Origin of the sequence: Actinocrinis sp. (genome assembly GCF_035650855.1) — a bacterium.
GTDB lineage: Bacteria > Actinomycetota > Actinomycetes > Streptomycetales > Catenulisporaceae > Actinocrinis.
Genome location: NZ_DASRGV010000030.1, coordinates 20366 through 46427, shown reverse-complemented (window position 1 = coordinate 46427; position 26062 = coordinate 20366). Strand labels below are relative to the sequence as shown.

Annotated in this window: 22 protein-coding genes; 12 read left to right on the top strand and 10 right to left on the bottom strand. The window is 69.8% G+C overall.

The features are described from left to right. From VFB40_RS02735 to VFB40_RS02710, 6 genes are all read left to right on the top strand, one after another. A partial coding sequence (locus tag VFB40_RS02735) for an ATP-binding cassette domain-containing protein (protein WP_324847654.1) occupies positions 1–793 on the top strand: 793 nt, incomplete at its 5' end. Further along, positions 790–2040, top strand: a complete 1251-nt coding sequence (locus VFB40_RS02730; protein ID WP_324847653.1) for an ABC transporter permease — start codon at positions 790–792, stop codon at positions 2038–2040. The genes VFB40_RS02735 and VFB40_RS02730, both read left to right, overlap by 4 nt. Then, positions 2037–3335: an ABC transporter permease gene (locus tag VFB40_RS02725; RefSeq protein ID WP_324847652.1), complete on the top strand. Its 1299-nt coding sequence runs from the start codon at positions 2037–2039 to the stop codon at positions 3333–3335. Before VFB40_RS02730 ends, VFB40_RS02725 begins: the two co-directional genes overlap by 4 nt. 27 nt (positions 3336–3362) lie before the next feature. Continuing rightward, a complete protein-coding gene (locus VFB40_RS02720; RefSeq protein WP_324847651.1) occupies positions 3363–3761 on the top strand; it encodes a cytidine deaminase in 399 nt (132 codons plus the stop codon). Between the two features lie 56 nt (positions 3762–3817). Next, on the top strand, positions 3818–5128 hold the full coding sequence (locus VFB40_RS02715) for a thymidine phosphorylase (RefSeq protein ID WP_324847650.1): 1311 nt from the start codon (positions 3818–3820) through the stop codon (positions 5126–5128). Positions 5129–5138: 10 nt separating this feature from the next. After that, positions 5139–6245 carry an adenosine deaminase gene (locus VFB40_RS02710; RefSeq protein ID WP_324847649.1) on the top strand — a complete coding sequence of 369 codons (1107 nt, stop codon included), beginning with the start codon at positions 5139–5141 and terminating at the stop codon, positions 6243–6245. A gap of 132 nt (positions 6246–6377) precedes the next feature. On the opposite strand, the gene VFB40_RS02705 is transcribed toward VFB40_RS02710, so the two are convergent. Genes VFB40_RS02705 through VFB40_RS02695 form a run of 3 tightly spaced genes read right to left on the bottom strand, consistent with a single transcriptional unit; the run spans position 6378 to position 9287 of the window. After that, positions 6378–7004 (bottom strand): hypothetical protein, encoded by a 627-nt coding sequence (locus VFB40_RS02705; RefSeq protein WP_324847648.1) that lies wholly within the window; start codon positions 7002–7004, stop codon positions 6378–6380. Beyond that, the gene (locus VFB40_RS02700; protein WP_324847647.1) at positions 7001–8593 is read right to left on the bottom strand and encodes an ATP-binding protein; all 1593 of its coding nucleotides are present in this window, start codon (positions 8591–8593) and stop codon (positions 7001–7003) included. The genes VFB40_RS02705 and VFB40_RS02700 overlap by 4 nt, the downstream gene beginning before the upstream one ends. Positions 8594–8600: 7 nt before the next feature. Continuing rightward, complete coding sequence (locus VFB40_RS02695) at positions 8601–9287, bottom strand: response regulator transcription factor (RefSeq protein ID WP_324842364.1); 687 nt, start codon at positions 9285–9287, stop codon at positions 8601–8603. Positions 9288–9544: 257 nt separating this feature from the next. Here VFB40_RS02695 and VFB40_RS02690 point away from each other — a divergent pair, with 257 nt between their 5' ends. The 3 genes from VFB40_RS02690 to VFB40_RS02680 all read left to right on the top strand — a co-directional run bounded on the left by VFB40_RS02690 (position 9545) and on the right by VFB40_RS02680 (position 12311). Continuing rightward, positions 9545–10183, top strand: coding sequence for a SigE family RNA polymerase sigma factor (locus VFB40_RS02690; RefSeq protein WP_324842365.1), 639 nt, complete (start codon positions 9545–9547; stop codon positions 10181–10183). 213 nt (positions 10184–10396) lie between these two features. Continuing rightward, positions 10397–11518 carry a hypothetical protein gene (locus VFB40_RS02685; protein WP_324847646.1) on the top strand — a complete coding sequence of 374 codons (1122 nt, stop codon included), beginning with the start codon at positions 10397–10399 and terminating at the stop codon, positions 11516–11518. A gap of 154 nt (positions 11519–11672) precedes the next feature. Next, positions 11673–12311, top strand: a complete 639-nt coding sequence (locus VFB40_RS02680; RefSeq protein ID WP_324847645.1) for a hypothetical protein — start codon at positions 11673–11675, stop codon at positions 12309–12311. 188 nt (positions 12312–12499) lie between these two features. Here VFB40_RS02680 and VFB40_RS02675 read toward each other — a convergent pair whose 3' ends face one another. From VFB40_RS02675 to deoC, 3 genes are all read right to left on the bottom strand, one after another. Continuing rightward, positions 12500–13354 carry an aldehyde dehydrogenase family protein gene (locus VFB40_RS02675; protein WP_349261317.1) on the bottom strand — a complete coding sequence of 285 codons (855 nt, stop codon included), beginning with the start codon at positions 13352–13354 and terminating at the stop codon, positions 12500–12502. 385 nt (positions 13355–13739) lie between these two features. Beyond that, positions 13740–15254 carry an aldehyde dehydrogenase family protein gene (locus tag VFB40_RS02670; protein ID WP_324847643.1) on the bottom strand — a complete coding sequence of 505 codons (1515 nt, stop codon included), beginning with the start codon at positions 15252–15254 and terminating at the stop codon, positions 13740–13742. Positions 15255–15258: 4 nt separating this feature from the next. Beyond that, a complete protein-coding gene (gene deoC / locus VFB40_RS02665; RefSeq protein WP_349261316.1) occupies positions 15259–16203 on the bottom strand; it encodes a deoxyribose-phosphate aldolase in 945 nt (314 codons plus the stop codon). A 336-nt stretch (positions 16204–16539) separates the two neighbouring features. Here deoC and VFB40_RS02660 point away from each other — a divergent pair, with 336 nt between their 5' ends. After that, positions 16540–17343: a PH domain-containing protein gene (locus tag VFB40_RS02660; protein ID WP_324847640.1), complete on the top strand. Its 804-nt coding sequence runs from the start codon at positions 16540–16542 to the stop codon at positions 17341–17343. Between the two features lie 32 nt (positions 17344–17375). On the opposite strand, the gene VFB40_RS02655 is transcribed toward VFB40_RS02660, so the two are convergent. From VFB40_RS02655 to VFB40_RS02645, 3 genes are read right to left on the bottom strand one after another with little or no spacing between them, the layout of a single operon-like run. After that, complete coding sequence (locus tag VFB40_RS02655; protein WP_324847639.1) at positions 17376–19037, bottom strand: phospho-sugar mutase; 1662 nt, start codon at positions 19035–19037, stop codon at positions 17376–17378. 54 nt (positions 19038–19091) lie between these two features. Continuing rightward, positions 19092–19916 carry a purine-nucleoside phosphorylase gene (locus VFB40_RS02650; protein WP_324847638.1) on the bottom strand — a complete coding sequence of 275 codons (825 nt, stop codon included), beginning with the start codon at positions 19914–19916 and terminating at the stop codon, positions 19092–19094. Further along, the gene (locus VFB40_RS02645) at positions 19913–21262 is read right to left on the bottom strand and encodes an MFS transporter (protein WP_324847637.1); all 1350 of its coding nucleotides are present in this window, start codon (positions 21260–21262) and stop codon (positions 19913–19915) included. The genes VFB40_RS02650 and VFB40_RS02645 overlap by 4 nt, the downstream gene beginning before the upstream one ends. A 521-nt stretch (positions 21263–21783) precedes the next feature. Here VFB40_RS02645 and VFB40_RS02640 point away from each other — a divergent pair. After that, a complete protein-coding gene (locus tag VFB40_RS02640; protein WP_324847636.1) occupies positions 21784–23193 on the top strand; it encodes an NAD(P)H-quinone dehydrogenase in 1410 nt (469 codons plus the stop codon). Between the two features lie 139 nt (positions 23194–23332). Here VFB40_RS02640 and VFB40_RS02635 read toward each other — a convergent pair whose 3' ends face one another. Beyond that, on the bottom strand, positions 23333–25093 hold the full coding sequence (locus VFB40_RS02635) for an ATP-binding protein (protein ID WP_349261315.1): 1761 nt from the start codon (positions 25091–25093) through the stop codon (positions 23333–23335). Between the two features lie 274 nt (positions 25094–25367). Between VFB40_RS02635 and VFB40_RS02630 the strand changes: the two genes are divergently transcribed. Next, the gene (locus tag VFB40_RS02630; protein WP_324847634.1) at positions 25368–26042 is read left to right on the top strand and encodes a rhomboid family intramembrane serine protease; all 675 of its coding nucleotides are present in this window, start codon (positions 25368–25370) and stop codon (positions 26040–26042) included. The last annotated feature ends 20 nt before the right edge of the window (positions 26043–26062 follow it).

Sequence of the window (26062 nt, the reverse complement as noted above, 5' to 3'; positions counted from 1 at the left end):
CGCCGGCTCGATCACCCTGGACGGCAAGGAGCTGGTCGGAGCCGGGCCACGGCAGACCCTGGACGCCGGAGTCGGCTTCATCCCCGAGGACCGCTTGCACGACGGGCTGGTCGCGGGCTTCACCGTCGCCGAGAACCTGGTGCTGGACCTGTACAAGACCAAGCCCTTCGCCGGCACCTTCTCGCTGGACCTGGACGAGATCGAGAAGAACGCGAAGGCGCGGATCGAGGAGTTCGACATCCGGCCGACCGACCACACTCTGCCGGCGGGCAACCTTTCCGGAGGCAACCAGCAGAAGGTGGTCGTCGCTCGCGAGCTGTCCCGGCCGCTGCAACTTCTGGTCGCCTCGCAGCCGACCCGCGGCGTGGACGTCGGCGCGCAGGAGTTCATCCACAAGCGGATCGTGGCCGAGCGGGATCTGGGCCGGCCGGTGGTCATCGTGTCCACCGAGCTTGACGAGGTACTGGGGCTGGCCGACAAGGTCGCGGTGATGTACCGGGGCAAGATCGTCGGCGTGGTGTCGCCGGACACCTCGCGGGAGGAGATCGGCCTGCTGATGGCCGGCATCACGGATGGCACTACGGCGGGCGGAGACGGCGCGTCATCCGGTGCCACGTCGCAGGCCGAGCCGTCGGGCGGCGCCGCACCAGATGGCGCGTCAGTAGACGGCGCCTCGGCAGACGGCGCGTCAACGGGCACAGCACCAACGCAGGCCGCGCCGGACAGCGCTTCGGCAGCGGACGCGCCGTCGGCTGACGCCGCGGACGCGGGTCAGGAGGGGGCAGGCTCATGACCACCGAGACCACCGAGCAGGAGACACCGACCCCCGAACCGTTCGGCGGACTGGGGCAGGCCGCCCGCAACGTGTTCAACGCGGAGAACTCGGTGCTGGTGACCTTCCTCGCGGTCGCCCTCGCGCTGGTCGCCGGAGCGATCCTGATGGTCGTCTCGGACACGACCACACTGGACAAGGCGAGTTACTTCTTCGCCTCGCCGGGCGATTTCTTCTCCGGGGCCTGGCACGACATCTCCTCCGGCTACAGCGCGCTGTTCAAGGGCGCGATCTTCGACCCGGCGACCGTCAACGGCACCCCCTCGCAGTTCTTCGGCCCGATCACCAACACGCTGCTGATGGCCACCCCGCTGATCTTCGGCGGCCTGGCGGTCTCGCTGGCCTTCCGGGCCGGCCTGTTCAACATCGGTGGCCAGGGCCAGCTGATCATCGGCGCGATCTTCGCCGCCTACGTCAGCTTCGCCTGGCACCTGCCGATCGGGCTGCACGTGGTGGCCGCGGTGCTGGCCGGCGCGCTGGGCGGCATGCTCTACGGCGCGGTGGTCGGCTGGCTCAAGTCCTGGCGCGGCGCGCACGAGGTCATCGTCACGATCATGCTCAACTACGTGGCGTTCTACCTGCTCGGCTACCTGCTCAACGCCAACGGCTTCCACGACCCGACCAAAGCCGGCCAGGCGGTCTCCAAGCCGGCCGACCCGAACGCGCGGCTGCCGCACCTGTTCGGCGACTCGGTCAACACCGATGTCGGCCTGGTCATCGCGCTGGCCGCGACCTTCGCCACGGCCTGGCTGCTGCACCGCTCCAAGCTCGGCTTCGAGGTACGCGCACTCGGCATCAATCCGCGCGCCGCGCGGATCGCCGGCATCAACGTCGCGCGCACCCAGATCCTCGCGATGTCCTTTTCCGGCATGCTGTTCGGCCTGGTCGGGGTCACCCAGACGCTGGGCACCACCAACCCGAACAACAACTCGCTGAGCCCCAACATCGACGCGGGCCTCGGCTTCGACGCGATCACCGTGGCGCTGCTCGGCCGCAACCGGCCGTGGGGCATCGTCGCGGCGGCGCTGTTGTTCGGCGCGTTCAACGCGGGAGCCTCGGTGATGCAGGCGAACGCCGGACTGCCGGTGGACATCGTGAACGTCGTGAAGGCGGTAATCGTGATCTTCGTCGCGGCCCCGCGACTCGTACAGGAGATCTTCCGGCTGCGCGCCCGCCGCGCGTCCGTCGCCACGGGAGGCCAGGCGTGACCGCCACCACCGCCCCAGTCGCCGCGCCCGCCGTGCGCGGCTTGGACCGCAACCGGCTGATCCCCGGCCTTGCGCAGGCCGTCGTCGGCGCGTACGCCCTGTGGGCCTTCGGGCTCGGCACGCGCACCCAGCACAGTGCCGAGGCAGCCGTGGGCATGGCGCTCAACCCGAACGCCGCCGGGGCGCTGGGCATGCAGCACTTCCCGGCCGCTCCGGTCGCGATCGTGTTCAGCGTGCTGTGCATCGCCTGCGGCCTGGCTCGCGCCTTCGTCCCGATTGGCCTGGCCGGCCGGCGCTGGCTGACTGTCGGCTACGTCGTCTCGTTCATCATCGCGTTCCTGGTCTGGGCCTCGGCCGGGACCGCGCAACTCGGTGGTGTCAGCCTGCCCGGGGTTCTCGACAACACGCTGATCGTGTCCGTGCCGCTGATCCTCGGCGCGATGTGCGGCATCATCTGCGAGCGCTCCGGCGTGGTGAACGTCGCGATCGAGGGCCAGTTCCTGTTCGGCGCCTTCTCCTCGGCGATGGCGGCAACGATGTCCGGGTCGGTCTGGATCGGCCTGATCGTGGGCGCGCTCGCCGGAGGACTGCTCGGCTCGCTGCTCGCGGTGCTGGCGAACCGGTACCACATCGAGCAGGTCGTGCTCGGCGTCGTGCTGAACCTGTTCGCGCTCGGCCTGACCACCTTCCTGTACGACAAGCTGCTCTCGCCGAAGGCCGCGGAGTTCAACCAGCCGCCGGTCTTCCAGGCGATCCGCATCCCGGGCCTGGCCTCCATCCCGGTGGTCGGCGACGTGCTGTTCGACCAGAACATCCTGTTCTACCTGACCTTCGTGATCCTCGCGGTCGTGCAGGTGGCGCTGTTCCGCACCAGGTGGGGCCTGCGCACCCGCGCGGTCGGCGAGCACCCGAAGGCCGCGGACACGGTCGGCATCAAGGTGCTCGGGACCCGGTACCGCAACGTGATCATGGCCGGCCTGATCTCCGGGCTCGGCGGGGTGTGGCTGACGATCGGTCAGGTCGGCTCGTTCACCACGAACATGTCCGCGGGCAAGGGCTTCATCGCCCTCGCGGCGCTGATCGTCGGACGCTGGTCGCCGGTCGGCGCGCTCGGAGCGGCGCTGCTGTTCGGCTTCGCCGGTGGCCTCAACAACGCGCTGGCGCCGCTCGGCACCCCGATCCCCGGCCAGTTCCTGTCCATGGCGCCGTATCTGGCCACGGTGTTCGTGGTCGCGTCCCTCGGCGGCATCGTGCGCGCCCCGGCCGCGGAAAACCAGCCGTACATCAAGGGATGACGCGACTATGACCAGGCTTTTGATCTGATGGCCGAGATCGACTGGCAGGCCCTGCGCGAGCAGGCCGGCGCCGCGATGACCAAGGCGTACGCGCCGTACTCCAAGTACCCGGTCGGTGCGGCGGCGCAGGTTGACGACGGCCGGATCATCACCGGCTGCAACGTCGAGAACGCCTCCTACGGACTGACCCTGTGCGCGGAGTGCGGCCTGGTCTCCGCGCTGCACCTGACCGGCGGCGGCCGCCTCGTCGCCTTCGCCTGCGTGGACGGCCAGGGCAGGACGCTGATGCCGTGCGGTCGTTGCCGCCAACTGCTCTACGAGCACGGCGGACCGGACCTGCTGGTGGACACGCCCCTGGGCGTGCAGCCGATGTCCGAGGTCCTGCCGCAGGCCTTCGGTCCCGAGCACCTCGACAGCCGCAGCTAGCAGCCCGCAGCCAAAAGCCCGCACCGAGAAGCACCGCACCGAGAACAGAGAGCGCCATGAACGTCATCGACGTCATCCGGGCCAAGCGCGACGGCGCGCGGCTGACGGACCAGCAGATCGACTGGGTGATCCGGGCCTACACCGACGGGACCGTCGCCGACGAGCAGATGTCCGCGCTGGCGATGGCGATCCTGCTCAACGGCATGGACCGGGGCGAGATCAACCGGTGGACCGACGCGATGATCGGCACCGGGATCCGGATGGACTTCTCCGCGCTGGACCGGCCGACCGCGGACAAGCACTCCACCGGCGGCGTCGGCGACAAGATCACCCTGCCGCTGGCCCCGCTGGTTGCCGCGTGCGGTGCCGCGGTGCCGCAGCTGTCCGGGCGCGGCCTCGGCCACACCGGCGGCACGCTGGACAAGCTGGAATCGATCCCGGGCTGGCGGGCCAGGCTCTCCACCGAGGAGATGCTGACCGTGCTGCGCGAGGTCGGCGCCGTGGTCTGCGCGGCGAGCGACGAGCTCGCCCCGGCCGACCGCAAGCTGTACGCGCTGCGCGACGTGACCGGGACCGTCGAGTCGATCCCGCTGATCGCCTCCTCGATCATGTCCAAGAAGATCGCGGAGGGCACCGGCGCGCTGGTGCTCGACGTGAAGGTCGGCTCCGGCGCGTTCATGAAGGACCGTCAGCAGGCCCGGCAGCTCGCCGAGACGATGGTCGCGCTCGGCACCGACCACGGCGTGAAGACCGTGGCGCTGCTCACCGACATGCAGGTTCCGCTCGGGTTGACCGCCGGAAACGCCCTCGAGGTGCGCGAGTCGGTCGAGGTGCTGGCCGGCGGCGGCCCGGCCGACGTGGTCGAGCTGACCCTGGCGCTGGCCCGCGAGATGCTCGCCGCCGCCGGGATCGACGGCGTGGACCCGGCCGACAAGCTCGCCGACGGCTCCGCGATGGACGCCTGGCGGCGGATGATCCGCGCGCAGGGCGGCGATCCCGAGGCCGAGCTGCCGTGGGCCAAGGAGCGGCACGTGCTGGCCGCGCCCGCCTCCGGAACGCTGACCCGGCTCGACGCGCTCGCGGTCGGCGTCGCGGCCTGGCGGCTCGGCGCGGGCCGCACCCGCAAGGAGGATCCGGTGCAGGCCGGAGCGGGTATCGAGCTGCACGCGAAGCCCGGCGACCCGGTGACCGCCGGCGCGCCGCTGCTGACCCTGCACACCGACACGCCGGAGCGGTTCGAGGCCGCGCTCGACGATCTGGCCGGTGCATTCACCATCGGCGCCGACGACGCCGGTGCCGATGACTTCGGGGGCCGCGCTGAGGACTTCGCCCCGCGTCCGCTCATCCTCGAGCGAGTAAGCGCGTAGGGTACTGCGGGTGACTGAAACGACATCGCTCACCACGGACGAGATCAGACAGGCGCCCAAGGTGGCCCTGCACGACCACCTCGACGGCGGCCTCCGGCCGCAGACCGTCATCGAACTGGCCGACGCCTGCGGCTACACTGACCTGCCGAGCCGTGACGCCGCCAAGCTCGGCACCTGGTTCCGCGACGCCGCCGACTCCGGCTCGCTGCCGCGCTACCTGGAGACCTTCGACCACACGATCGCGGTCATGCAGACCGCGGACGCGCTGCGCCGGGTCGCCGCCGAGACCGTCGAGGACCTGGCCGCCGACGGCGTCGTCTACGCCGAGACCCGCTACGCCCCCGAGCAGCACCTGCGCAACGGCCTGAGCCTCGACGAGGTGGTCGAGGCGGTCAACGCCGGCTGCCGCGAGGGCGAGGAGCGCGCCGCCGCCGCGGGCCACTTCATCAAGGTCGGCACCCTGGTGACCGCGATGCGGCAGAACACCGAGCCCGGCCACAGCCTGAAGATCGCCGAGCTGGCGGTGCGGCACCGCGACTCCGGGGTGGCCGGCTTCGACATCGCGGGGCCCGAGCTCGGCTTCGGCCCGGACCTGCACGCCGACGCGTTCAAGTACCTGCGTGAGCAGTTCTTCCGCTTCACCATCCACGCCGGCGAGGCCGACGGCCCCTCCTCCATCGCCGCGGCGCTGCTCAACGGCGCGGACCGGCTCGGCCACGGGGTACGGATCATCGAGGACATCGAGTTCACCGAGGACGACGCGAAGCTCGGCCGGATCGCCGCGTACGTGCGGGACAAGCGGATCGCGCTGGAGGTGTGCCCGTCGTCGAACCTGCAGACCGGCATCGCCGAGACGATCGCGCAGCACCCGGTCCAGAAGCTGTACGAGCTCGACTTCAACGTGACCGTCAGCTGCGACAACCGGCTGATGAGCGGCACGTCGATGAGCCGCGAATTCGGGCTGCTGGCGGAGAACTTCGGCTGGGACCTCTCCGACCTGGAGCTGGTCGCGCTCAACGCGATCGACGCCGCGTTCCTGGCGCACGACGTGCGCGACGCCATCGCGGACCAGATCATCAACGGCTACGCCGACCTGCGCGGCGACGAGGACGACTGAGCGCGTAAGCGCCTAAGCGCCACGGGCAGGGGTCTGCGTCGCATCACCGGACGCAGGCCCCCGTTCGGTACCAGGCTCCGTTCCGCGAGTAACCGCAGTCTTGGTCCTAGCTCTAACCGTGGCCGTGGCTCGTCAGCCCGACGGCACTACCCCGACCGCGGAGCCGTCCCCAGGCATCGGAACGTAGTAGTCGACCATGTCTGCGCACGCGTTCCAAGTCGGCTTCTCCGCGCCCTTGATCTGAATGCCCACCGAGATCGACTGATCCCAGTACTGCATCGTGCACAAGAACTGCGCCTTCGCCTTGGTGGTCAACGGCTGGGTGACCATGTAAGCGTCAGCCTGGCCGCTCGCGCGGGGCACCGCTATCAGGCCGGTCGGCAGCGCCGTGGACATGCCCTGCGCCGCCTCCTCCTTCGTCGGTCCCTGAAGCATCGCGCCGAGCACGGTTTCCTCGTTGGTCGTGCTGTCGCTGTTGCGGTACGTCGGGGTCAGCCGGCCGTCCTGGTAGAAGAACAGCACGTACTGCGAGGAGCCGACCTGCTGCGCAAGCGCCCGCTGCGCGGCGCCGCCCGACACCGCCGGCGCCGGGCCGAGGCTGGTGATTCCGGTGGGCTGGATGCCGCAGCCCGAGGCCGCGGGCAGCACGAGCGCGGCCAGCAGCCCGCCGAGCTTCAACGCCCTGCGCCGCACTGCTCGCCGCCCCGTCTCGTCCCGCTGGATTCCGGTCGCCGCGCCGCTCGCCTGCCCGCTGGTCACACACTCACCCCCTGCGTCCGGCCGTAGGGTCCCGATCCCGACAGGCCCGAGCTGCGATCGTCGGCTCCGTCCGCTTCCGAGAGCACGCCAATCTGTTGTTCTTTCGGGAACCTGAGCGTGAAGACGGCTCCGCCTTCGCTGCGGTTGCGTGCCGACAGCTGACCGCCGTGCATGCGGGCATTCTCGAAGGCGATCGACAGGCCCAGGCCGCTGCCTTCGGAGCGGCCGCGCGCCTTGTCCGCCTTGTAGAACCGGTCGAAGATGTGCGGCAGCGCGTCGGCCGGAATGCCGGGACCGGAGTCGGCGACCTGGACGATCACGTACTGCCCGTCGTCGAACAGGCTCAGCGCCACCGGCTCGCCGCCGTGCTTGAGCGCGTTGCCGACCAGGTTCGCGACGACCACGTCCATGCGCCGCGCGTCGATCCGGGTCGCCAGCAGCGGCGGCGCGTCGACCGTCACCTTGCTCGTCCAGCCGCGGGTGGCCAGGGTCGCCTCGATCAGCTCCGGCAGGTTGATGTCCTCGATCCGCATCGCCGCGGTGCCCGCGTCGAACCGGGAGATCTCCATGAGGTCCTCGACCAGCCGGGCCAGCCGCTTGGTCTCGTTCGCGATCAGGTGCGCGGCGGAGACGGTGGTCGGATCGGCGTCCTCGACGTCCTCCAGCACCTCGGTCACCGCGGTCATCGCGGTCAGCGGGGTGCGCAGCTCGTGCGAGACGTCCGCGACGAAACGGCGGGAGGCGGCGTCCATCGCGCGCAGTTCGGCGATCGAACGGGCCAGCGCCTCGGCGGTCTCGTTGAAGGTGCGCGAGACGTCCGCGATCTCGTCCGTGCCCTTGACCTCTAGGCGGACGTCCAGGTCGCCCTGGCCGAGCATCCGCGCCGCGTGCCCGAGCCGGCGGATCGGCACGAGCACGTTGCGGGTGGCCAGCAGCGCCACGCCGCCCGCGCCGAGCAGCGCGAGACCGCCGGAGACCAGGCCGATCGTCATCAGCTCGGTGAGGATCGCCTGTTCCGACTCCAGCGAGGTGAACAGGTAGACCTCGGGACCGTTCGGGTTGATCCGAGTGCCCGTCACCACGTACGGCGTGCCGTCTATGATCTTGCGCTCCTGCACGACCTGGTCGTGCGCCGCGGTCTGGAACGCCTTGGTGATGTCCTGGTTGGTGAACTGCGAGTCGCTGGCGACCGGGCCGCGCGTGGTGATCAGCAGGATCACGCCGCCGCCGTTCTTCGCCATGAAGTCCGCGATCGTGGTGTCGGTCTGCGCGGAGTTGGACTGCTGAAGCTGCGCGCCGTTCGCGTCCACGTCGGCGAGCAGTTGCGAGTGCGCGTTGGTGGCCACGCGGGAGACCAGCGCGTCCCGGATGAGGAAGTACGACGCGCCGGTGATGATCGCCGCGGTGATGGCGGCGACCGCGACGAAGCCCATGAACAGCCGGGGACGGATTCCGGAGAGCCGCAGCCTGCGCCGATGCGCCCCGGACCGGCGGCGGCGCTGATCGCGCCCGACGACCTCCGCCGCGGCCGGAGGGGTCGGGTAGGGTGCGGGTCCGCCGCGCGGCGGACCCGGCGTTTTTCGGCTCACCGCGCGGTCACCTCGGCGGATCCAGGCGATAGCCGATGCCGCGTACGGTTCGTATCAGCTGCGGCTCGGAGGGCACGACTTCGACCTTCGCGCGAAGCCGCTGCACACAGGCGTCCACGAGGCGTGAGTCGCCGAGATAGTCGTGATCCCAGACCAGGCGCAGCAACTGCTGCCTGGAGAGGGCCTGGCCGGGGCGGCGGGACAGCTCGACCAGCAGCTTGAGCTCGGTAGGCGTGAGTGAGATCGGCTCGCCGGCCCGGGTCACCGTCATCGCCGCGCGGTCGACCACCAAGTCGCCGAACACGGCCGTGTCCCCGGCATCCGGGACGCCGTTGCCGTGCCGCCGCAGCACCGCGCGAATGCGCGCGTCCAGCACCCGCGGCTGCACCGGCTTGACCACGTAGTCGTCCGCGCCCGACTCAAGCCCGACCACGACATCGATGTCATCGCTGCGCGCAGTGAGCAGGATGATCGGAACCTGGTCGGTGCGGCGGATGCGGCGGCAGATCTCGAAGCCGTCGATGCCGGGCAGCATCACGTCGAGGACCACCAGCTCCGGCCGCTGGCTCTGCCACATCTCCAGCGCCTCCTCGCCGGTGGCCGCGGTCGCGACCTGGTGACCTTGACGGGTCAGCGCGATCTCGATGGCCATCCGGATGGACGGGTCGTCTTCGACGAGGAGAAGGCTCGGCACCTACCCATTCTTACCTAACTCACACGTCCATGGTCGATACCACCGGCGGCTTTAGCAGTCCTTCACACAATCGCGCATCAGCCGTGGTGAATATATGTTCGAATTGTGACGCTGCCGGGTGAGCAGGTAACCCTGCGTAGTCAGATTTCGTCGATTCCCGCTGGAAGAGGCTGCGTGGGAGGGGTCGCGAAGGCCTGTGGCAATTCTGTGACGCGAGGCGTACGCGACGATGAAATGCGGGGGCCAGGCTAATCACCATGAGCTTCCAGACTCTGGCAACACTTCCGGCCCCCGCTAGGAGATTCGACGCGGGTTCGTCCGCGTCCGGTTCCAAGCACACGGGTGCCACTACATCTGACGCACCTGCGGATTTCGCGGCGTACGTCGCGGAACGCCGCTCTTCTCTGCTGCGTACCGCGCACCAGGTCGCGGGTGACCGCACCGAGGCCGAGGACCTGCTGCAGGAGGGCCTGCTCAAGACCTATCAGGCCTGGCACCGGATCGAGGACAAGGCGGTCGTCGGCTCGTACCTGCGCCGCACCATGACGAACCACCAGATCTCGCAGTGGCGCAAGCGCAGGGTGGAGGAGTACCCCACCGACGAGCTGCCCGAGCACGGCTACGACGGCGAGTCGATGTCGCAGGTGGAGATGCGCGTCGCGGTGGCGCGGGCGCTGATGCGGCTTTCGGCGCGGGACCGCGAGGCTCTGTCGCTGCGGTACTACGGCTCGTACACGGATACTGAGATCGCCGAGCGCATGGGCGTGTCGGTCGGCACGGTCAAGTCGGCGCTGTGGCGCGCGCTGCGTAAGTTGCGCGACGACCCGGCGCTGCGCCCGCTGGCCGGGTACGTGTCGCAGAACAGCGAATGGCTCGTCGAATCGCAGGCCGCATAGCCGAAAACCGGGGTTGTGGCCGGGGCGCGGCAGCCGCCGCGGCCGCTACGGCCGGTCACGGGGGTGCCCGTTCGTGGGCTGATGTCATGCGCCGATCGCGCCTGACGGGGATGAGGCGGCGTCCGCCACTTCAATCACGCTCGGTAATGTGGAAGTCTTGCGCCGAAAGACAGTCGGAAGACAAGCGGACTGACACGGGAGCGTTGCACTGCCATGCCTGAGACGTTGAAGAAGCTGCGCGAGCCGGCGGCGTTGGCCGCCGTCGTGTTCGCGGGGCTCACCCTCCTTGTCGCAGTGATCAATCTGCTCGCGCCCCCGTCCTCGAACGGGTTCTCCGAGCCCTTCGCCAATCGCGCGCACGACCAGGTCGGCACCTTCCTCGACGTAGTCGTCGCGGCGGCTGCGGCCTTCGCGGTCTACCTGGCCAACCACGTCACCCCGGCGCTGGCCAAGGCGCGGCTGATCACGCTCGCCGCGCTGGTGGAGATGGGCGTCGCGCTGCTGTTCGGATTGGTGACCGCGCTGGCCCAGTTCGGGGCGGACGGCATCGGCGGCGAGGGCAAGTTCCTCACCTTCGTGATGGCGATCGGCGAGGGCGTCGTCGTCGTGGTCGCGGCCCTGTTCGTGTGGATGACCTGGCAGATCCTCAACCCGCAGACGGCCCGCCCGTCCGGCCAGGGCAGCCAGTACGGCGGCGGCTGGACGGCCGGCCCGGGAGCGGGCACCGGCGCGGGCCAGGGCGGCCAGCAGTACGCGCAGCCCGGACCGCCCCCCGGCGGCTTCGGCTGGACCCCGCAGCAGGGTGCCGGTCAGCCGGGCCAGCAGGCCGGGCAGCCCGGACCGGCCGGTTTCGGCCAGCAGCCCGGCCAGTCGGGCCCGACCGCGTTCGGTCAGCAGAGCCAAGGGCAGGGCCAGAGCGCCGGCGCGGCCGGAGCGCCGCAGCCGTTCGGTTCGGACCGCACGCAGCTGCTGCCGCCGGTTCAGGGTGGCCAGCCGCAGGGCCAGAGCCAGCCCGGCGGCTACGAGCAGCACCAGCAGTCGCAGCCGTTCGGACAAGCCGCTAGCCCCAGCGGCACAGGTTCCCACCAGCCGCAGCCGCAGCCGCAGCCGCCGGTCCCGCCGACGATGCAGGACTACGCCGCCGCGCAAAATCCCTGGTCTCCGAGTGGAGTCGGTGGCTCCACTCCGCAGCCCGGGGCGCAGAACCCGGCCCACGGGCAAGGACTCGGGCAAGGCCAGGCGCAAGGTCAGGGCCAGCAGATTCCGTCGGCCCGCGCGGACGAGGCGGAGCCGCGCCAGGGCCCGTTCCAGATCGGCGACTGGCGCTCCGAGTAGCGATTTGATCAAGGACTTATTAGGGCAAAACCCTACTTAAGGCCTATTGTCCGCCAGGAGGGTGAGGCGGCGTGACTTCGGACTGGTATCCGAGTTGCCTCGGGTACCAGTCCGTTTTGCGCGGATCTCTGACCTCTGTGAGGGACGTTTCAAGATGCGTCAGTCAAGGACAGCCGGGCGAATCCCGGGCAGCGCGCGCCGCCTGGCGCTCACCTCGCTCGGCGCGGGCTTGGCGGTCGCGGCGGCGGCTCCGATGGCTTCGGCCGCGACGACGGCGGCCGAAGCCGCGTCACCGGTCTCAGGAGACGTCGCCGACACTGCGGCGCTCGGCTCCACGACGACCAGTGCGGACGCCATTCCGGTGACCTCAGCTGCGACGCACCAGCAGGCGCAGCAGGTGCAAGTGCAGGGGCAGCAGCAGGCGCAGGCGCAGGCGCAGAAGCAGGACACGCCGATGACCGCTGCCGCACCGGAGGCGGCTCCCGCCCCCGACGCAGCACTCGCGCCTGCTTCGGCCACTGTTCCGGAAGCCGCACTTGCGCCCGAGGCTGCCTCTGCTCCCGAGATGGCGCCCGTTCCCGCTGCGGCCCCGGCTCCCAACTGGTCGCGGCTCGGCCAGCTCAAGCTCTACCCGCTTGCCGGCACTGGCGTCGACCCGCTGTCGAACGTCGTGGACACCAGCCTCGGCGGCATCCCGGTCTCGACCCAGCCGGTGAGCGACACCTTCGCCGACGGTCTCCCGGTCTCCGACCTGCCGTTGATCGGAACGCTGCTCGGCGGACCGCACACCTGACCGGTCCTCAGATCGCGTGCCTGACCACTTCGCGGATCGCACGCCAATAGCGAGTGGGCTGTCCAGTCCACTACACACGTCCGGCGCCGATCGGCGGCTTCACGAGAGCCTGCCGAACGGCGCCGGATTCATGCGTGTCCGCTCCTGACTTGGGCCCGTGCCGAACCAGTCCGTGCTGGCCCTGCCGGTCAGACTCCGACGGGGTGCCAGACCGTCTTGGTCTCCATGAAGGACACGATCCGATCGAGCCCGGGATCGGCCGTCCAGTCCGGCTCGGGCTCCGGCCGGCGCAGCCGCTTGAGGTTTTGCGCGCCAGCCCGCTCCAACTCGGTCGCCAGTTCGGGATCCGTCACGCCGGACAGATCCAGCGCATCCACGTCGAGGTGGCTCGCGAGCGGCATGCCGAGCTCGGCGATCCGTCCAGTCAGGATGTTGATCACACCGCCGGGCAGGTCGGAGGTCGCCAGCACCTCCGCGAGCGTGATCGCGGGCAGGGCCGTTGGACCGGGTGCGACGACGACCGCCGTGTTTCCGGAGACGATCACCGGAGCGAGTACCGAGACCAACCCGAACAGCGACGGTCGCTCGGGCGCGAACACCGCCACGACGCCGGTCGGCTCGGGGGAGGAGACGTTCCAGTACGGTCCGGCCACCGGGTTCACGGTCCCGCGCACCTGGCTGATCTTGTCGGACCAGCCCGCGTACCAGACCCAGCGGTCGATCGCGGCGTCGGCCTGCGCGAGCGCGGAATCACGGGTGACGCCCTCGGCAGCGGACACCTCGTCGGCGAACTGCTCGCGTCGGCCTTCGAGCATTTCGGCGATCCGGTAGAGGATCTGGCCACGGTTGTACGCGGTCGCGCCGGACCAGCCGCTGAACGCCGACCGGGCCGCCCTGACCGCGTCGCGGGCATCCTTGCGGGAGGCCAGGGCGGCGTTCGCGACGAACGCGCCTTGCGCAGAGGTCACCTCGTAGCTCCGTCCGCTCTCCGAACGCGGGAAGGCCCCGCCGATGTAGAGCTTGTAGGTCTTGCGCACGGCCAGCCGGGTTCGCGTGCTGGGCCGCTCGGCGCTTTGCGTCTCGACGGCAGTTGCGTTCGATTCGGCGGGGACGCTAGCGGTGGTGGTGGAGCCGTTGGACGCACTGGCATCAGCGGATGTTGGCGGGGCGGCTGTCGGCGCGCTCGTCTCGGTGGATGCTGTGGTGACGGCGCGCTTGGCGGTGCCCTTGCCTGCGGCCGCGCCGCTCACGGCAGGCACTGCGGCTGCGACGCTGGCCTCCCTCGGCGAGCCTTGTGCCGCTGCGGTTTTCTTGGCTGCCGTCTTCTTCGCTGCCGGGTTCTTCGTGGCTGTCTTCTTGGCAGTCACCGTTTTCGCAGCCGCCTTCTTTGCCACGGTGGTCTTCGCCTTGCTGTCGGCACCGGTCTTGTCAGACATCGAGGTACGCCTCCAGACCGTGTGCGCCGCCCTCGCGGCCGTAACCCGACTCGCGGTAGCCGCCGAACGGCGAGGAGGGGTCGAACTTGTTGAACGTGTTCGCCCACACCACCCCGGCGCGCAGCTTCTTCGCGATCGCCAGCATCCGCGAGCCCTTCTCCGTCCAGATCCCTGCGGACAGCCCGTACGGCGTGTTGTTCGCCTTCGCCACCGCCTCCTCAGGGGTGCGGAAGGTCAGCACCGACAGCACCGGCCCGAAGATCTCCTCGCGGGCGATCCGGTGCGTGGCCGAGACGTTCGTGAACACGGTCGGCGCGAACCAGTAGCCGGTGGACGGCAGCTCACACGCCGGGGACCAGCGCTCGGCGCCCTCCGCCTCGCCAGCCTCGGTCAGCTCGGTGATCCTCGCCAGCTGCGCCGCCGAGTTGATCGCGCCGACATCGGTGTTCTTGTCCAGCGGATCGCCGACCCGCAGCGTCTCCATCCGGCGGCGCAGCGCGTCCATCAGCTCCGGCTCGATCGACTCCTGCACCAGCAGCCGCGAGCCCGCGCAGCAGACCTGCCCCTGGTTGAAGAAGATCGAGTCGATCACGCCCTCGACGGCCTGGTCGATCGGCGCGTCGTCGAACACGATGTTCGCCGCCTTGCCGCCCAGCTCCAGGGTGACCTTCTTCCGGCTGCCCGCGACGGCGCGCGCGATGCCGCGGCCGACCTCGGTGGAGCCGGTGAACGCGACCTTGTCCACGTCCGGGTGTCCGACCAGCGCGGCCCCGGTCTCTCCCGCGCCGGTCACGATGTTGACCACGCCGGGCGGCAGGTCCGCCTGCCGGCAGATCTCCGCGAAGGCCAGCGCGGTCAGCGGCGTGGTCTCGGCGGGCTTGAGCACCACGGTGTTCCCGCAGGCCAGCGCCGGGGCGATCTTCCAGGCCAGCATCAGCAGCGGGAAGTTCCACGGGATGACCTGCGCCGCGACGCCCAGCGGCTTCGGATCGGGTCCGTAACCGGCGTAGGAGAGCTTGTCGGCCCAGCCCGCGTAGTGGAAGAAGTGCGCGGCGACCAGCGGCAGGTCCACGTCCCTGGTCTCGCGGATCGGCTTGCCGTTGTCGATCGACTCCAGCACGGCGAGCTCGCGCGAGCGCTCCTGGACGATCCGGGCGATGCGGAACAGGTACTTGGCCCGCTCCGAGCCGGGCATCCGCGACCAGACCCGGTCGTAGGCCGTGCGCGCGGCGGCCACCGCGCGGTCCACGTCGGCCGCCGACGCGACCCCGACCTCCGCGAGCACTTCCTCGGTGGCCGGATTCACCGTCTTGAGCGCGCCGCCGGTGGCCGGGACGAGTTCGCCGCCGATGAACAGGTCGTAGCTCGGATTGATCTTGACGATGGCCCGCGACTCCGGCGCCGGGGCGTACTCGAACAGCTTCGCCGCCGAGGCGGTCGAAGCCGTGCTCGGCGTGTCCGCTGCCGCGGTGTTCTCGGGCAGTCGTGAGGATTTCCGCTGTGCCATCGGGTCAGTCCACCGTCACGTAGTTGGGCCCGGAGTAATAGCCGGCGGCCTGCTTCTGACGCTGCATCAGCAGATCGTTGAGCAGCGAGGAGGCGCCGAACCTGAACCACTGCGGGTCGAGCCAGTCCGGGCCGCAGGTCTCGTTGACCGCGACCAGATGCTTGATCGCGTCCTTCGCGGTGCGGATGCCGCCGGCCGGCTTGAACCCGACCATCCGGCCGCTCGCCGCCCGGAAGTCACGCACCGCCTCCAGCATGACCAGCGACACCGGCAGCGTCGCCGCGGGGGAGACCTTGCCGGTGGAGGTCTTGATGAAATCGGCCCCGGCCAGCATCGCCAGCCACGAGGCGCGCCGCACGTTGTCATAGGTGACCAGCTCGCCGGTCTCCAGGATGACCTTCAGATGCGCGTCGCCGCAGGCTCCCTTCACCGCCACGATCTGCTCGAAGACCGCGCCGTAGTGTCCGGCGAGGAAGGCGCCGCGATCGATCACCATGTCGATCTCGTCCGCGCCCGCCGCCACGGCCATCCGGGTCTCGGCGAGCTTGACCTCGAGGGAGCTGCGGCCGGAGGGGAAGGCGGTGGCCACCGAGGCGACCTTGATCGCGGTGCCGCGCAGCTCGTGCTTGGCCACCTCGACCAGGTCCGGGTACACGCACACCGCGGCGACCGAGGGACAGGTCGGGTCGGACGGATCGGGCCTGCGCGCCTTCGCCGCCAGCGATCGCACCTTCCCGGGGGTGTCCGCCCCCTCCAGCGTGGTCAGGTCGATCATCCGGATCGCCAGGTCCAGCGCGAAGCCCTTGGCGGTGGTCTTGATCGACCGGGTGCCGAGCCGAGCGACCCGGGCTTCCGCGCCGACCTTGTCCACCCCCGGCAGCCCGTGCAGGAAGCCGCGCAGCGCCGCCTCGTTGCCGGTGGCCGCGCGCAGGTCGAGCCGGTCGGGCACGTGGTGCGTCCCGGCCGGGTCCACGCCGGTATCCCGAGCCGCGGCTATGTCACGGCTCGGTCCGTCGTCTGGTCTCAGGCCCGGTTCGCGGGCCGGATCGGTGTGCGGCCGTTGCGCCGCTTCGGTCGTGCTGGTCACACGATCCAGCGTAAACGGCGGGGGCGGGCGCCGCCGGACCCGTCGTCCAGGTTGTGGATAACTTGTGCGATCCGCGCGCCGGCGGCCGACCGGATATCACCCCTCGATCGGAATCACCCCGTTATGCTGCTGTGACATGCTTTGAAACCGGCCACCCTACATGGACCGCACCCAGCCCGTGAGGCAGAATCCAGGGTCATGACTCCGCTCGCCACCGAATCCCGCTCGACCGCAGAAAAACCGACCGTGTACCGCGGCCCCGCCGCGCTCATCGGCGGCGCGTTGGTCGTGCTGTTCTGCGGATTCGGCGCGATCGACCTGTTGATCGAGTCCGGCACCCAGGACCTGGTCGCCGCGAGCGTCCTCGCGCTGGTGGCCGTCCTGGCGGGGCTTTACGGCGTCTATCCGGCGGCGTTCGCGTGGAATGACCGGCTTGTCGTGCGCAATCCGTTTCGCACGATTGAGCTGCCCTGGGACGCGGTGACCGATCTCAGTGCCCGGCTTTCCTTCATCGCGCACACGGAAAGCCGCCGTTTCACCGTGTGGGCCATCCCGGTCTCGCTGCGGGAGCGCCGCCGATCCGAGCGGCACCGTCTCAGGGATCTGTCGCAGGCGCAGCGCCTGGCCAAGCGCGGAGTCCCGGCCGACATGCTGCAGTCACGCAACCGCCGCCCCTACGACCCGGTCGATCGGCTGTCCTTCGCCGACCAGGCGATCGAGGAGATGAACGCGCGGCGCGAGGCGTACGCGGTCCAGGCGCGGTTCAAGGCCAAGGAGGCGGAGCAGGCCGCTGCGGCAGAGACGCAGCCCGCTACCGCGTCGTCGAGCGTGGACGTGTCGACGAGTGCTGAGTCCTCAAGCGACGCCGCAGCCGCGCAGAAGGCCGCGTCCGCCGTCGAGATCGCACCGACCGACTCGGGCACGGTGCACTGGTCCGTCCTGTCGTTCGCACTGCTCAGCGCTAGCGTCGTGTTCCTCATCGTCGCGCTGAGCATCCGCTGACAAGCCGACGGGCTCCTGCCGCAGGCGTGCCCTCAGTCCGTCGCCTTGAGCCGTTCCGCCAGGGCACCCTTGAGCGCGTCTAGCAGTGCGGCCGCGTCAGCCGCCGAACCGTGCGTTACGACTTCGATGTAGCACTTGAGCTTCGGTTCGGTGCCTGAAGGACGCACCACCACGCGTGCGCCGCCGTCGAGCGAAAGCCGCAGTCCGTCGGTCGGCGGCAGGCCGGGCGAGCCGAGCGACAGGTCGTCGAGCAGCGTCACCGCCAGGCCGGCCAGCTCCTTCGGCGGAGCGGAGCGCAGCGCGGCCATCATGCGCGCGATCTGCTCCAACTCGTCGACCCGGACCGAGAGCTGGTCCGTGGCGTGCCGGCCGTACTCGGCGGCCAGCCGCTCGAGTTCGCTCTCGACGCTGCGGCCGTCCGCCTTCAGCGTCGCCGCCAGTTCGGCGATGAGCAGCGCGGCGCTAATCCCGTCCTTGTCGCGCACGCCGTCCGGATCGACGCAGTATCCGAGCGCTTCCTCATAGGCGTACGACAGGTCCTCGACCTTCGTCAGCCACTTGAACCCGGTCAGCGTCTCGCGGTAGTCGATGCCGTGCCGCTGCGCGATCTTTCCGAGCAGAGAGGAGGAAACGATCGTCGTGGCGAAGGTGCGCGCGCCGCCGCGTTCGGCGAGGTACGCACCAAGCAGCGCCCCGACCTCGTCGCCGCGCAGCATTCGCCAGCCGTCCTGGCCTGACGCGCCGTTAGCTGCGCCGAGCGGAATCGCCACAGCACAACGGTCCGCATCCGGATCGTTGGCGATCACCAAGTCGGCACCGGACTTTCGCGCCAGCGCCAGCGCGAGGTCGATCGCGCCGGGCTCTTCCGGATTCGGGAAGGCCACCGTGTGGAAGGTCGGGTCCGGCTCTTGCTGCTCAGGCACTGCGATCGGCGTACCGAACCCGGCGCGCTCGAAAGCAGCCGCGAGTACCGCACCGCCGACGCCGTGCAGCGCGGTCGACACAACCCGCAGGTCCCGTGGGCCCACCGGGCTGAGCACACGCACTGCGCGATCGAGATACGCATCGAGGATCGAGTCGTCCAGCGTCTCCCACTCCGTGCCGCGCGGAACCGTGGCCAGCGGCCCGACCGCCGCAATCGCCGCCGCGATCTGCTCATCCGCCGGGGGAGTGATCTGCGAACCGTCGCCGAGGTAGACCTTGTACCCGTTGTCGCGCGGCGGATTGTGACTCGCCGTCACCATGACGCCAGCGCACGCGCCCAAGTACCGGATCGCGAACGCGAGCACCGGCGTGGGCAGCGGCCTCGGCAACACCAGAGGCCGCAGGCCGACACCGCTGAGCACCTCGGCCGTGTCGCGCGCGAACACGTCGGAGTTCTTCCGTGCGTCGTAGCCGATGACGACGGCCTCTTCCACGTGCCCGTTGTCCAGCAGATAGCGCGCGAGGCCCGCTGCGGCGCGGCTGACCACCACGCGGTTCATCCGGTTCGGCCCGGCGCCCAGCTCACCGCGCAGCCCGGCGGTACCGAACTGGAGCGTGCCGGAGAAGCGGTCCGCGAGCTGGGTGCAGGTGTCGCAGGCACCCTCGTCGGCGTCGGCGCACTCCTCAATCAGCGCGCGCAACTCCTCGCGGGTCTCCGGGTCGGGATCCTCGTCAAGCCAGGCGCGGGCGAGTGAGAGCAGGCGTTCCACGGCGACTCCTTTCGAGCCTTTCCGTCTTGCTTGTCGCTATGGGCGCTATAGGTGCTACAGGCGACCGAGCACGTCGCGCAGCAGCACGCCCATACGCGCGGCCGATGCGTTACCGGTCTCGATGACTTCCTGAGCGCTAAGCGGCTGCCCCGTCATACCCGCCGCCATGTTGGTCACCAACGAGATGCCCAACAGCTCCGCCCCGGCCTCCCGCACCGCGATCGCCTCAAGCGCCGTCGACATGCCCACCAGATCAGCACCGAGCGTACGCACCATGCGGATCTCCGCAGGCGTCTCGTAGTGCGGGCCGGTCAGCTGGACGTACACGCCCTCGGCGAGCGACGGATCGACCTCCTTGCACAGCGCGCGCAGCCGCGACGAGTAGAGGTCCGTCAGGTCGACGAAGTTGGCGCCGACGATCGGCGAGGTCGCGGTCATGTTGATGTGATCGCTGATCAGCACCGGCTGACCCACCGAGTACTCCGGATTCACCCCGCCGCAGCCGTTGGTGAGGACCACCGTCGAGCATCCGGCGGCCACGGCCGTACGCACTCCGTGCACGACGCGCGCGACGCCGTGGCCCTCGTAGAAGTGCGTGCGGCCGAGGAACACCAGCGCCCGCTTGCCCGTGGAAGCCAAGCGGACCGACCGGATCCGCCCGGCATGGCCGATGGCCTCGGCCATGGTGAACCCGGGCAGCTCGGTGACCGGGAACTCGTGCTCGGGCTCGCCGAGCGCGTCGGCCGCCGGGACCCAGCCCGAACCGAGGACCAGCGCCACGTCGGGCGTGCCGCCGATCCTCGAGATCAGTGCCTTAGCGGCATCCTGTGCGCCCTGGTACGGGTCCGCGTTCGACTCTGCAATCGCCTGTGTCGTCACGCATCAGACGATATAGCGGCTGCCGATAGCCCGCTCTGTGCGGTCGTTGATGCGACGGGCACGTCGGCGATGTTCACGGCGACGGCGATGTCCGCCGCGGCCGCGGTACCGCCGGCGACCTCCGCCGGCCCGGCGACTTGTGCGCCCGATACCGGTGTGTCGGTGCTGCGCCGCGTGCGGATGTCACGCGAGAGCAGCGTCAGCAGGCTCACCGCGACGATCACGCCGGCCGCGGCGTACTGCGTGTTGGACACGCCGATCGCCGCGGCGATCGGACCGGCCAGCAGTGCACCGATCGGCATGGACATGACCGATCCGAGCGCGTCGTAGGCCGAGACCCGGGCCAGTTTGTCCGCGGGGATGTAACGCGCCATCACTACGAACCACTGCACCATCATCGTCTCGAGCGCGATGCCAACGCCGAAGCTGGTCGCGCAGATCAGCCACACCGGCCACAGCATCGCCAGGGCGAGCGAGGGCAGCGCGATCGTCGCGCCGATCATGGCGACGAACAGCATCGGCCGGCGCGGCGTGTACCGCAGCGCGATGAATCCGCCGACGATCAGACCGATCGATTCGAAGGCCATGATGGTGCCCCAGGCGGCCGGACCGCCCAAGTGCGCCTTGGCCACCGCGGGACCGAGCACGCTGAACGAGCCGTACCAGCACATCAGCACCGCGGAGTACTGCAGGACGATTCCCCACAGCCAGGTGTGCGACCGGAACTCGTCCCAGCCCTCGCGCAGCTCGCTGAAGACGCCCGGGTTGTGGGCGCGCTCGATGGCGCGCACCCGGATCAGCAGGTTCGGCGCGACCGACGCGGCCATCCCGATCGCGTCGATGATCAGGGCCCAGCCGGGGCCGGAGGCCGCGACGAGGAATCCGGCGATCGCGGCGCCGCCCATCATCGCCGCGTTCATGACCAGTCGGCTGATGGCGTTGGCCTGCTGGAGCTCGGATTCCGGCACCAGTTTGGGTAGCAAGCCCTGCGAGGCCGGGTAGAAGATCGCGATCGCGGTACCGGTGCCCGCTTCCAGTGCGATCATCTGCCAAAGGTGCGCCGAATGCGTGAGCACCAGCAGTCCGAGCGTGCCCTCGCACAGCGCGACCAGCAGGTTCGCGAACGCGATGACGTACTGCGGCGGTATCCGGTCGGCGATCACTCCGCCGAGCGGCCCGAACACCAGGTTCGGGGCGATCTGCGCGGCGAGCACGTAGGAGAGGTCCGCGGTCGATCCGGTGTTGGCCAGTACAGCGAAGGACACGCCGACGGCGGAGAACGCGAAGGCCGACGGCGCGACGAACCGGTCGATGAGTAAGTACCGGAAGTTGCGGTAGCGGAGCACGCCAAAGCGACTCGGCGTTGACGTTGACATGGTTATCCGCTCCCCGGACGCGCACCCTTGTGAGACTGCGCCCCTCTTAAGACACTGCGGCGCCCTTGTAAGACACTGCTTCCGAAGGTACCCAAGCCTTCCGACAGGGCGCCAACGTATTTCCTCTGACGCCGAAGTGGACTGCGTTATTCCGTCAGGTGAGGCGGACGGGGAGGGACTCCAGGGCGTTCATCAGGCTTGTGGGACGCCAGCGCAGCTCTTCCGGTGACACCGCGACCTCGACGGCCTCCGGGAGCCGTGACGGATCCTTGCGCAGCCGGGTCATCTCCTCCGGGTGCGCTCGGCGCGCTTTGTGGCGATCAGGTCGGTCAGGTAGGCGGCCAGCTGTTGGGTCACGCGGTCGGCCTGCCCGGGGTTCCCGTAGGCGATGACGTCGGCCGGAATCCACGCACCGGTCCGCTCACGGCGCTGGCCAGGCAGCCTGTGGACACGGCAACAGCGCTGGTACCTGGGGCAATTAGACTGAACCTGTGACACGAATTGCGATCATCGGTGGCGGACCCGGCGGTTACGAGGCGGCGCTGGTGGCCGCGCGGCTCGGCGCGGAGGTGACCATCGTCGACCGCGACGGCATCGGGGGCGCGGCGGTGCTGACCGACTGCGTCCCGTCCAAGACCCTCATCGCGACGGCCGACGTGATGACCACCTTCGAGGACGCCCCGGAGCTCGGCGTCCGGATCGGCGAGGATGCGGCGCACTGCGTCACGGGCGTGGATCTGGCCCGCGTCAACGCGCGGGTCAAGGCGCTAGCCGCGAAGCAGTCCGAGGACATCGCCGAGGGTCTGGCGAAGGCCGGGGTGACCGTCGTGCACGGTGCTGGACGGCTGGCCGACGGCGGCGCCACGGTCGAAGTGGTGACGCCCGGTGATGGCGCCGGTAAGGGCATCGTGGAGAAGGTCGCCGCCGATGCGGTAATCATCGCGACCGGCGCGCGTCCTCGCGAGCTGCCCTCGGGCCGGCCTGACGGTGAGCGGATCCTGACGTGGACTCAGCTCTACGACCTCGACGAGCTGCCCGAGGACCTGATCGTGGTCGGCTCGGGCGTGACCGGCGCCGAGTTCGCGGGCGCGTACCAGGCACTGGGCTCACAGGTGACGCTGGTCTCCTCGCGTGACCGGGTGCTGCCCGGCGAGGACGAGGACGCAGCGCGTGTCCTCGAGGAGGTCTTCCAGCGTCGCGGCATGAGGGTACTGAGCCGGTCCCGCGCGGCCTCTGCGGTACGCGAAGGCGACCGCGTCACGGTCACGCTCGAAGACGGCCGCACGGTACAGGGCACCCACTGCCTTATGGCCGTCGGTTCGCTGCCCAACACCGAGGACCTCGGCCTCGAGGCAGCAGGCGTGGAGCGGACGCCCTCCGGTCACATCCTGGTGGACCGCGTCTCGCGTACCACTGCCGCCGGCGTCTACGCAGCCGGTGACTGCACAGGCGTCCTCCCGCTCGCGTCGGTGGCTGCGATGCAGGGCCGCATCGCCGTGTACCACGCGCTCGGCGAAGCTGTGTGGCCGATCAACCTCAAGCGGGTTTCCTCGAACATCTTCACCGCGCCGGAGATCGCCACGGTCGGACGCACCACGTTCAACGCGGAGAGCGACGATCCGAAGTTCGACGTGGTCAAGCTGCCGCTGGACACGAACCCGCGGGCGAAGATGCTCGGCTTCCACGACGGTTTCGTGAAGCTCTATGCACGCCCCGGCTCCGGGACCATTCTCGGCGGCGTCATCGTTTCACCGCGCGCCAGCGAGCTGATTCACCCGGTTTCACTGGCGGTGGATCTGCACCTGACCGTGGATCAGGTCGCCGCGGTGTTCACGGTGTATCCGTCGCTGTCCGGGTCGATTGCGGAAGCGGCGCGCCGGCTGCACAAGGAAGAGGAATAGCCGCTACCGGCAATTTGGCACGTGAAAGTTTCGGGCCGGGGCGATAGGAATTCGCCCCGGCCTGTGCCGCTATCGGTATTCCGGTTCAGAGCAGGATTTCACATGCGGTTCTGCCCAGGCCGGGTTGTTTTGTGTGGGATTAGTCCTTGATTTCGCACAGGACCGCTCCGGCGGTGACACCGGTGCCGATCTGCGCGGTCAGCGAGACCACGGTGCCGGCCTTGTGCGCCAGCAGCGGCTGCTCCATCTTCATCGCCTCGAGCACCACGATCAGGTCCCCGGCGGCGACCTGCTGGCCCTCGGTCACGGCGACCTTGACGATGGTGCCCTGCATCGGGGAGGTCAGCGCGTCCCCGGTCACCGCGACCGCCGCCCGGCCACCGCCTGCGCGCTTGGGGGCTGCACGCCGCACCGCACCGGCGCCCGGAGCGGGGGCGAGTGTGGCGGGCAGGACCACCTCCAGACGCCGCCCGCCGACCTCCACCGTCACGCTCTGGCGCTCTTGAGCTTCCGGCGCCTCACCGATCTGCCCGTCGTAGGCGGGCAGCTCCAGCTGAGCCTCGGTCTCGATCCAGCGGGTGTGCACGCTGAACGGCTGCGCGGGGTCGGCGGGCGCGAACGCCGGATCGTCGAGCACCGCGCGGTGGAAGGGCAGCACCGTGGCCAGCCCGGCCACCTCGAACTCCGCCAGCGCGCGGCGGGCGCGGGCCAGGGCGTGCGCGCGGTCGCGGCCGGTGACGATCAGCTTGGCCAGCAGCGAGTCGAACGCCTGCCCCACCACGCTGCCGGTCTCGACCCCGGCGTCCACCCGCACCCCCGGGCCCTGCGGGGTGCGCCAGGTGGTGATCGTGCCGGGGGCGGGCAGGAAGGAGCGGCCCGGATCCTCCCCGTTGATGCGGAACTCGATGCTGTGCCCGCTCACCTGCGGGTCGTCGTACCCCAGCGGCTCGCCGGCGGCGATGCGCAGCTGCTCGACCACCAGATCCAGCCCGGTGACCTGCTCACTGACCGGGTGCTCAACCTGCAGGCGGGTGTTGACCTCCAGGAACGAGATCGTGCCGTCCTGGCCCACCAGGAACTCGCACGTGCCCGCCCCCACATACCCCGCCTCCTTGAGGATCGCCTTCGACGCCGAGTACAGCTGCTCGACTTGCGCGTCCGAGAGGAACGGGGCCGGGGCCTCCTCCACCAGCTTCTGATGCCGCCGCTGCAGCGAGCAGTCCCGCGTGGAGACCACCACCACGTTGCCGTGGGTGTCGGCCAGGCACTGGGTCTCCACATGCCGCGGTCGCTCCAGATACCGCTCGACGAAGCACTCGCCGCGCCCGAAGGCCGCGACCGCCTCGCGCACCGCGGAGTCGTACAGCTCCGGGATCTCCTCAAGCGTGCGGGCCACCTTCAGCCCCCGGCCGCCGCCGCCGAACGCCGCCTTGATCGCCACCGGCAAACCGTGCTCGCGCGCGAACGCCACTACCTCATCGGACCCGGAGACCGGCTCGCTGCTGCCGGCCACCAGCGGCGCCCCCACGCGCGCGGCGATGTGCCGTGCCGAGACCTTGTCCCCCAACGCCTCGATCGCCGAGGGCGGCGGACCGATCCACACCAGCCCCGCCTCGATCACCGCCTGAGCGAACGCCGCGTTCTCGGAGAGGAACCCGTACCCCGGATGTACCGCATCCGCCCCCGACGCACGGGCGGCCGCCAACAACTTCTCCACCGACAGATACGACTCCGCCGCGGTCTCGCCCCCCAACGCGAATGCCTCGTCCGCCACGCGCACATGCACCGCATCCCGATCCGGCGCCGCGTACACCGCCACCGAACCGATGCCTACATCCCGACACGCCCGCGCCACCCGTACCGCGATCTCCCCACGATTCGCGATCAGCACCTTGCGCACGTCAGGCTCCCTCATCCCAAAATCCGAGAAGACCCCTTGAGTGTAGGCAGGCGTGAGAAGCCGCCGCCCGGAGGGATCACTACTGAAGGTGCCGCCACTTGTTGTATGCGGCCCACAACCAATCCTGCTGCATTGCGCGTCTCCTTGTAATGAGGTGGGCGCTATGGTTCTTCTCACAGGGGACGTAAGGTGCGAAGCCGAATGACGTCCCGGTGCGGAAAGAGAAGACCGAAGCAGACGACGCGATCGACGCGTTAGGGGAGGGTGGCGGCGAGTGTCCATACCCGGCGGCTCGCTCGAGACGAGCAGGACGGACCGGCTCAAGGCGCAGGGCGCCTCGATGCTGGCCGAAATGCGCGTCGCGGCCGAGGTCACCGTCTTCGTCGTCGCCCTGATCTGGGTGGTGCAGGCGTTCAACGCCGCAGACGGATACCGCCTTGACGCTCAGTACGGCATCGTCGCGCGCAGCATCCCCTCGCTGCCGCACGTCATCACCGCGCCGTTCCTGCACCTCGGCCTCGATCACATCGAGAGCAACACGCCGCCGCTGGCGCTGCTGACCTTCCTAGCCGCGCTCGGCGGCATCAAACGGTTCGTGTACGCCGTCGCGATGATCATCGTGGTCGGCGGACTCGGCACCTGGCTGGTCTCGCCGTCGAACAGCGATACTGTCGGAGCGAGCGGTCTGATCTTCGGACTGCTCGGCTACGTCGCGGTGCGCGGCCTCTTCGCCCGCTCGCTGTGGCAGGGGGTCTGGCAGATCGCGGTGGGTGTCGCCGTGTTCGTCTACTACCAGTGGACGCTCGTTCTGCTGTACCCGTCCGCGACGGTCACTGCGATGCACATCTCCTGGCAAGGGCACCTGTGCGGCCTGCTTGCCGGAATCCTCGCCGCAGTGCTGATGTGGCGGCGCGGTAGACGACTCGACGACGAGCCGGAACCCGCCTGACCCACCGACCCAGTCCCGAT

What these genes read in the sequence shown, in the direction of transcription:
- VFB40_RS02730 (WP_324847653.1), top strand. Translation starts at nt 790, where the DNA reads ATGACCACCGAGACCACCGAGCAGGAGACACCGACCCCCGAACCGTTC.
- VFB40_RS02720 (WP_324847651.1), top strand. Translation starts at nt 3,363, where the DNA reads ATGGCCGAGATCGACTGGCAGGCCCTGCGCGAGCAGGCCGGCGCCGCG.
- VFB40_RS02715 (WP_324847650.1), top strand. Translation starts at nt 3,818, where the DNA reads ATGAACGTCATCGACGTCATCCGGGCCAAGCGCGACGGCGCGCGGCTG.
- VFB40_RS02690 (WP_324842365.1), top strand. Translation starts at nt 9,545, where the DNA reads ATGAGCTTCCAGACTCTGGCAACACTTCCGGCCCCCGCTAGGAGATTC.
- VFB40_RS02685 (WP_324847646.1), top strand. Translation starts at nt 10,397, where the DNA reads ATGCCTGAGACGTTGAAGAAGCTGCGCGAGCCGGCGGCGTTGGCCGCC.
- VFB40_RS02680 (WP_324847645.1), top strand. Translation starts at nt 11,673, where the DNA reads ATGCGTCAGTCAAGGACAGCCGGGCGAATCCCGGGCAGCGCGCGCCGC.
- VFB40_RS02670 (WP_324847643.1), bottom strand. Translation starts at nt 15,254, where the DNA reads ATGGCACAGCGGAAATCCTCACGACTGCCCGAGAACACCGCGGCAGCG.
- VFB40_RS02660 (WP_324847640.1), top strand. Translation starts at nt 16,540, where the DNA reads ATGACTCCGCTCGCCACCGAATCCCGCTCGACCGCAGAAAAACCGACC.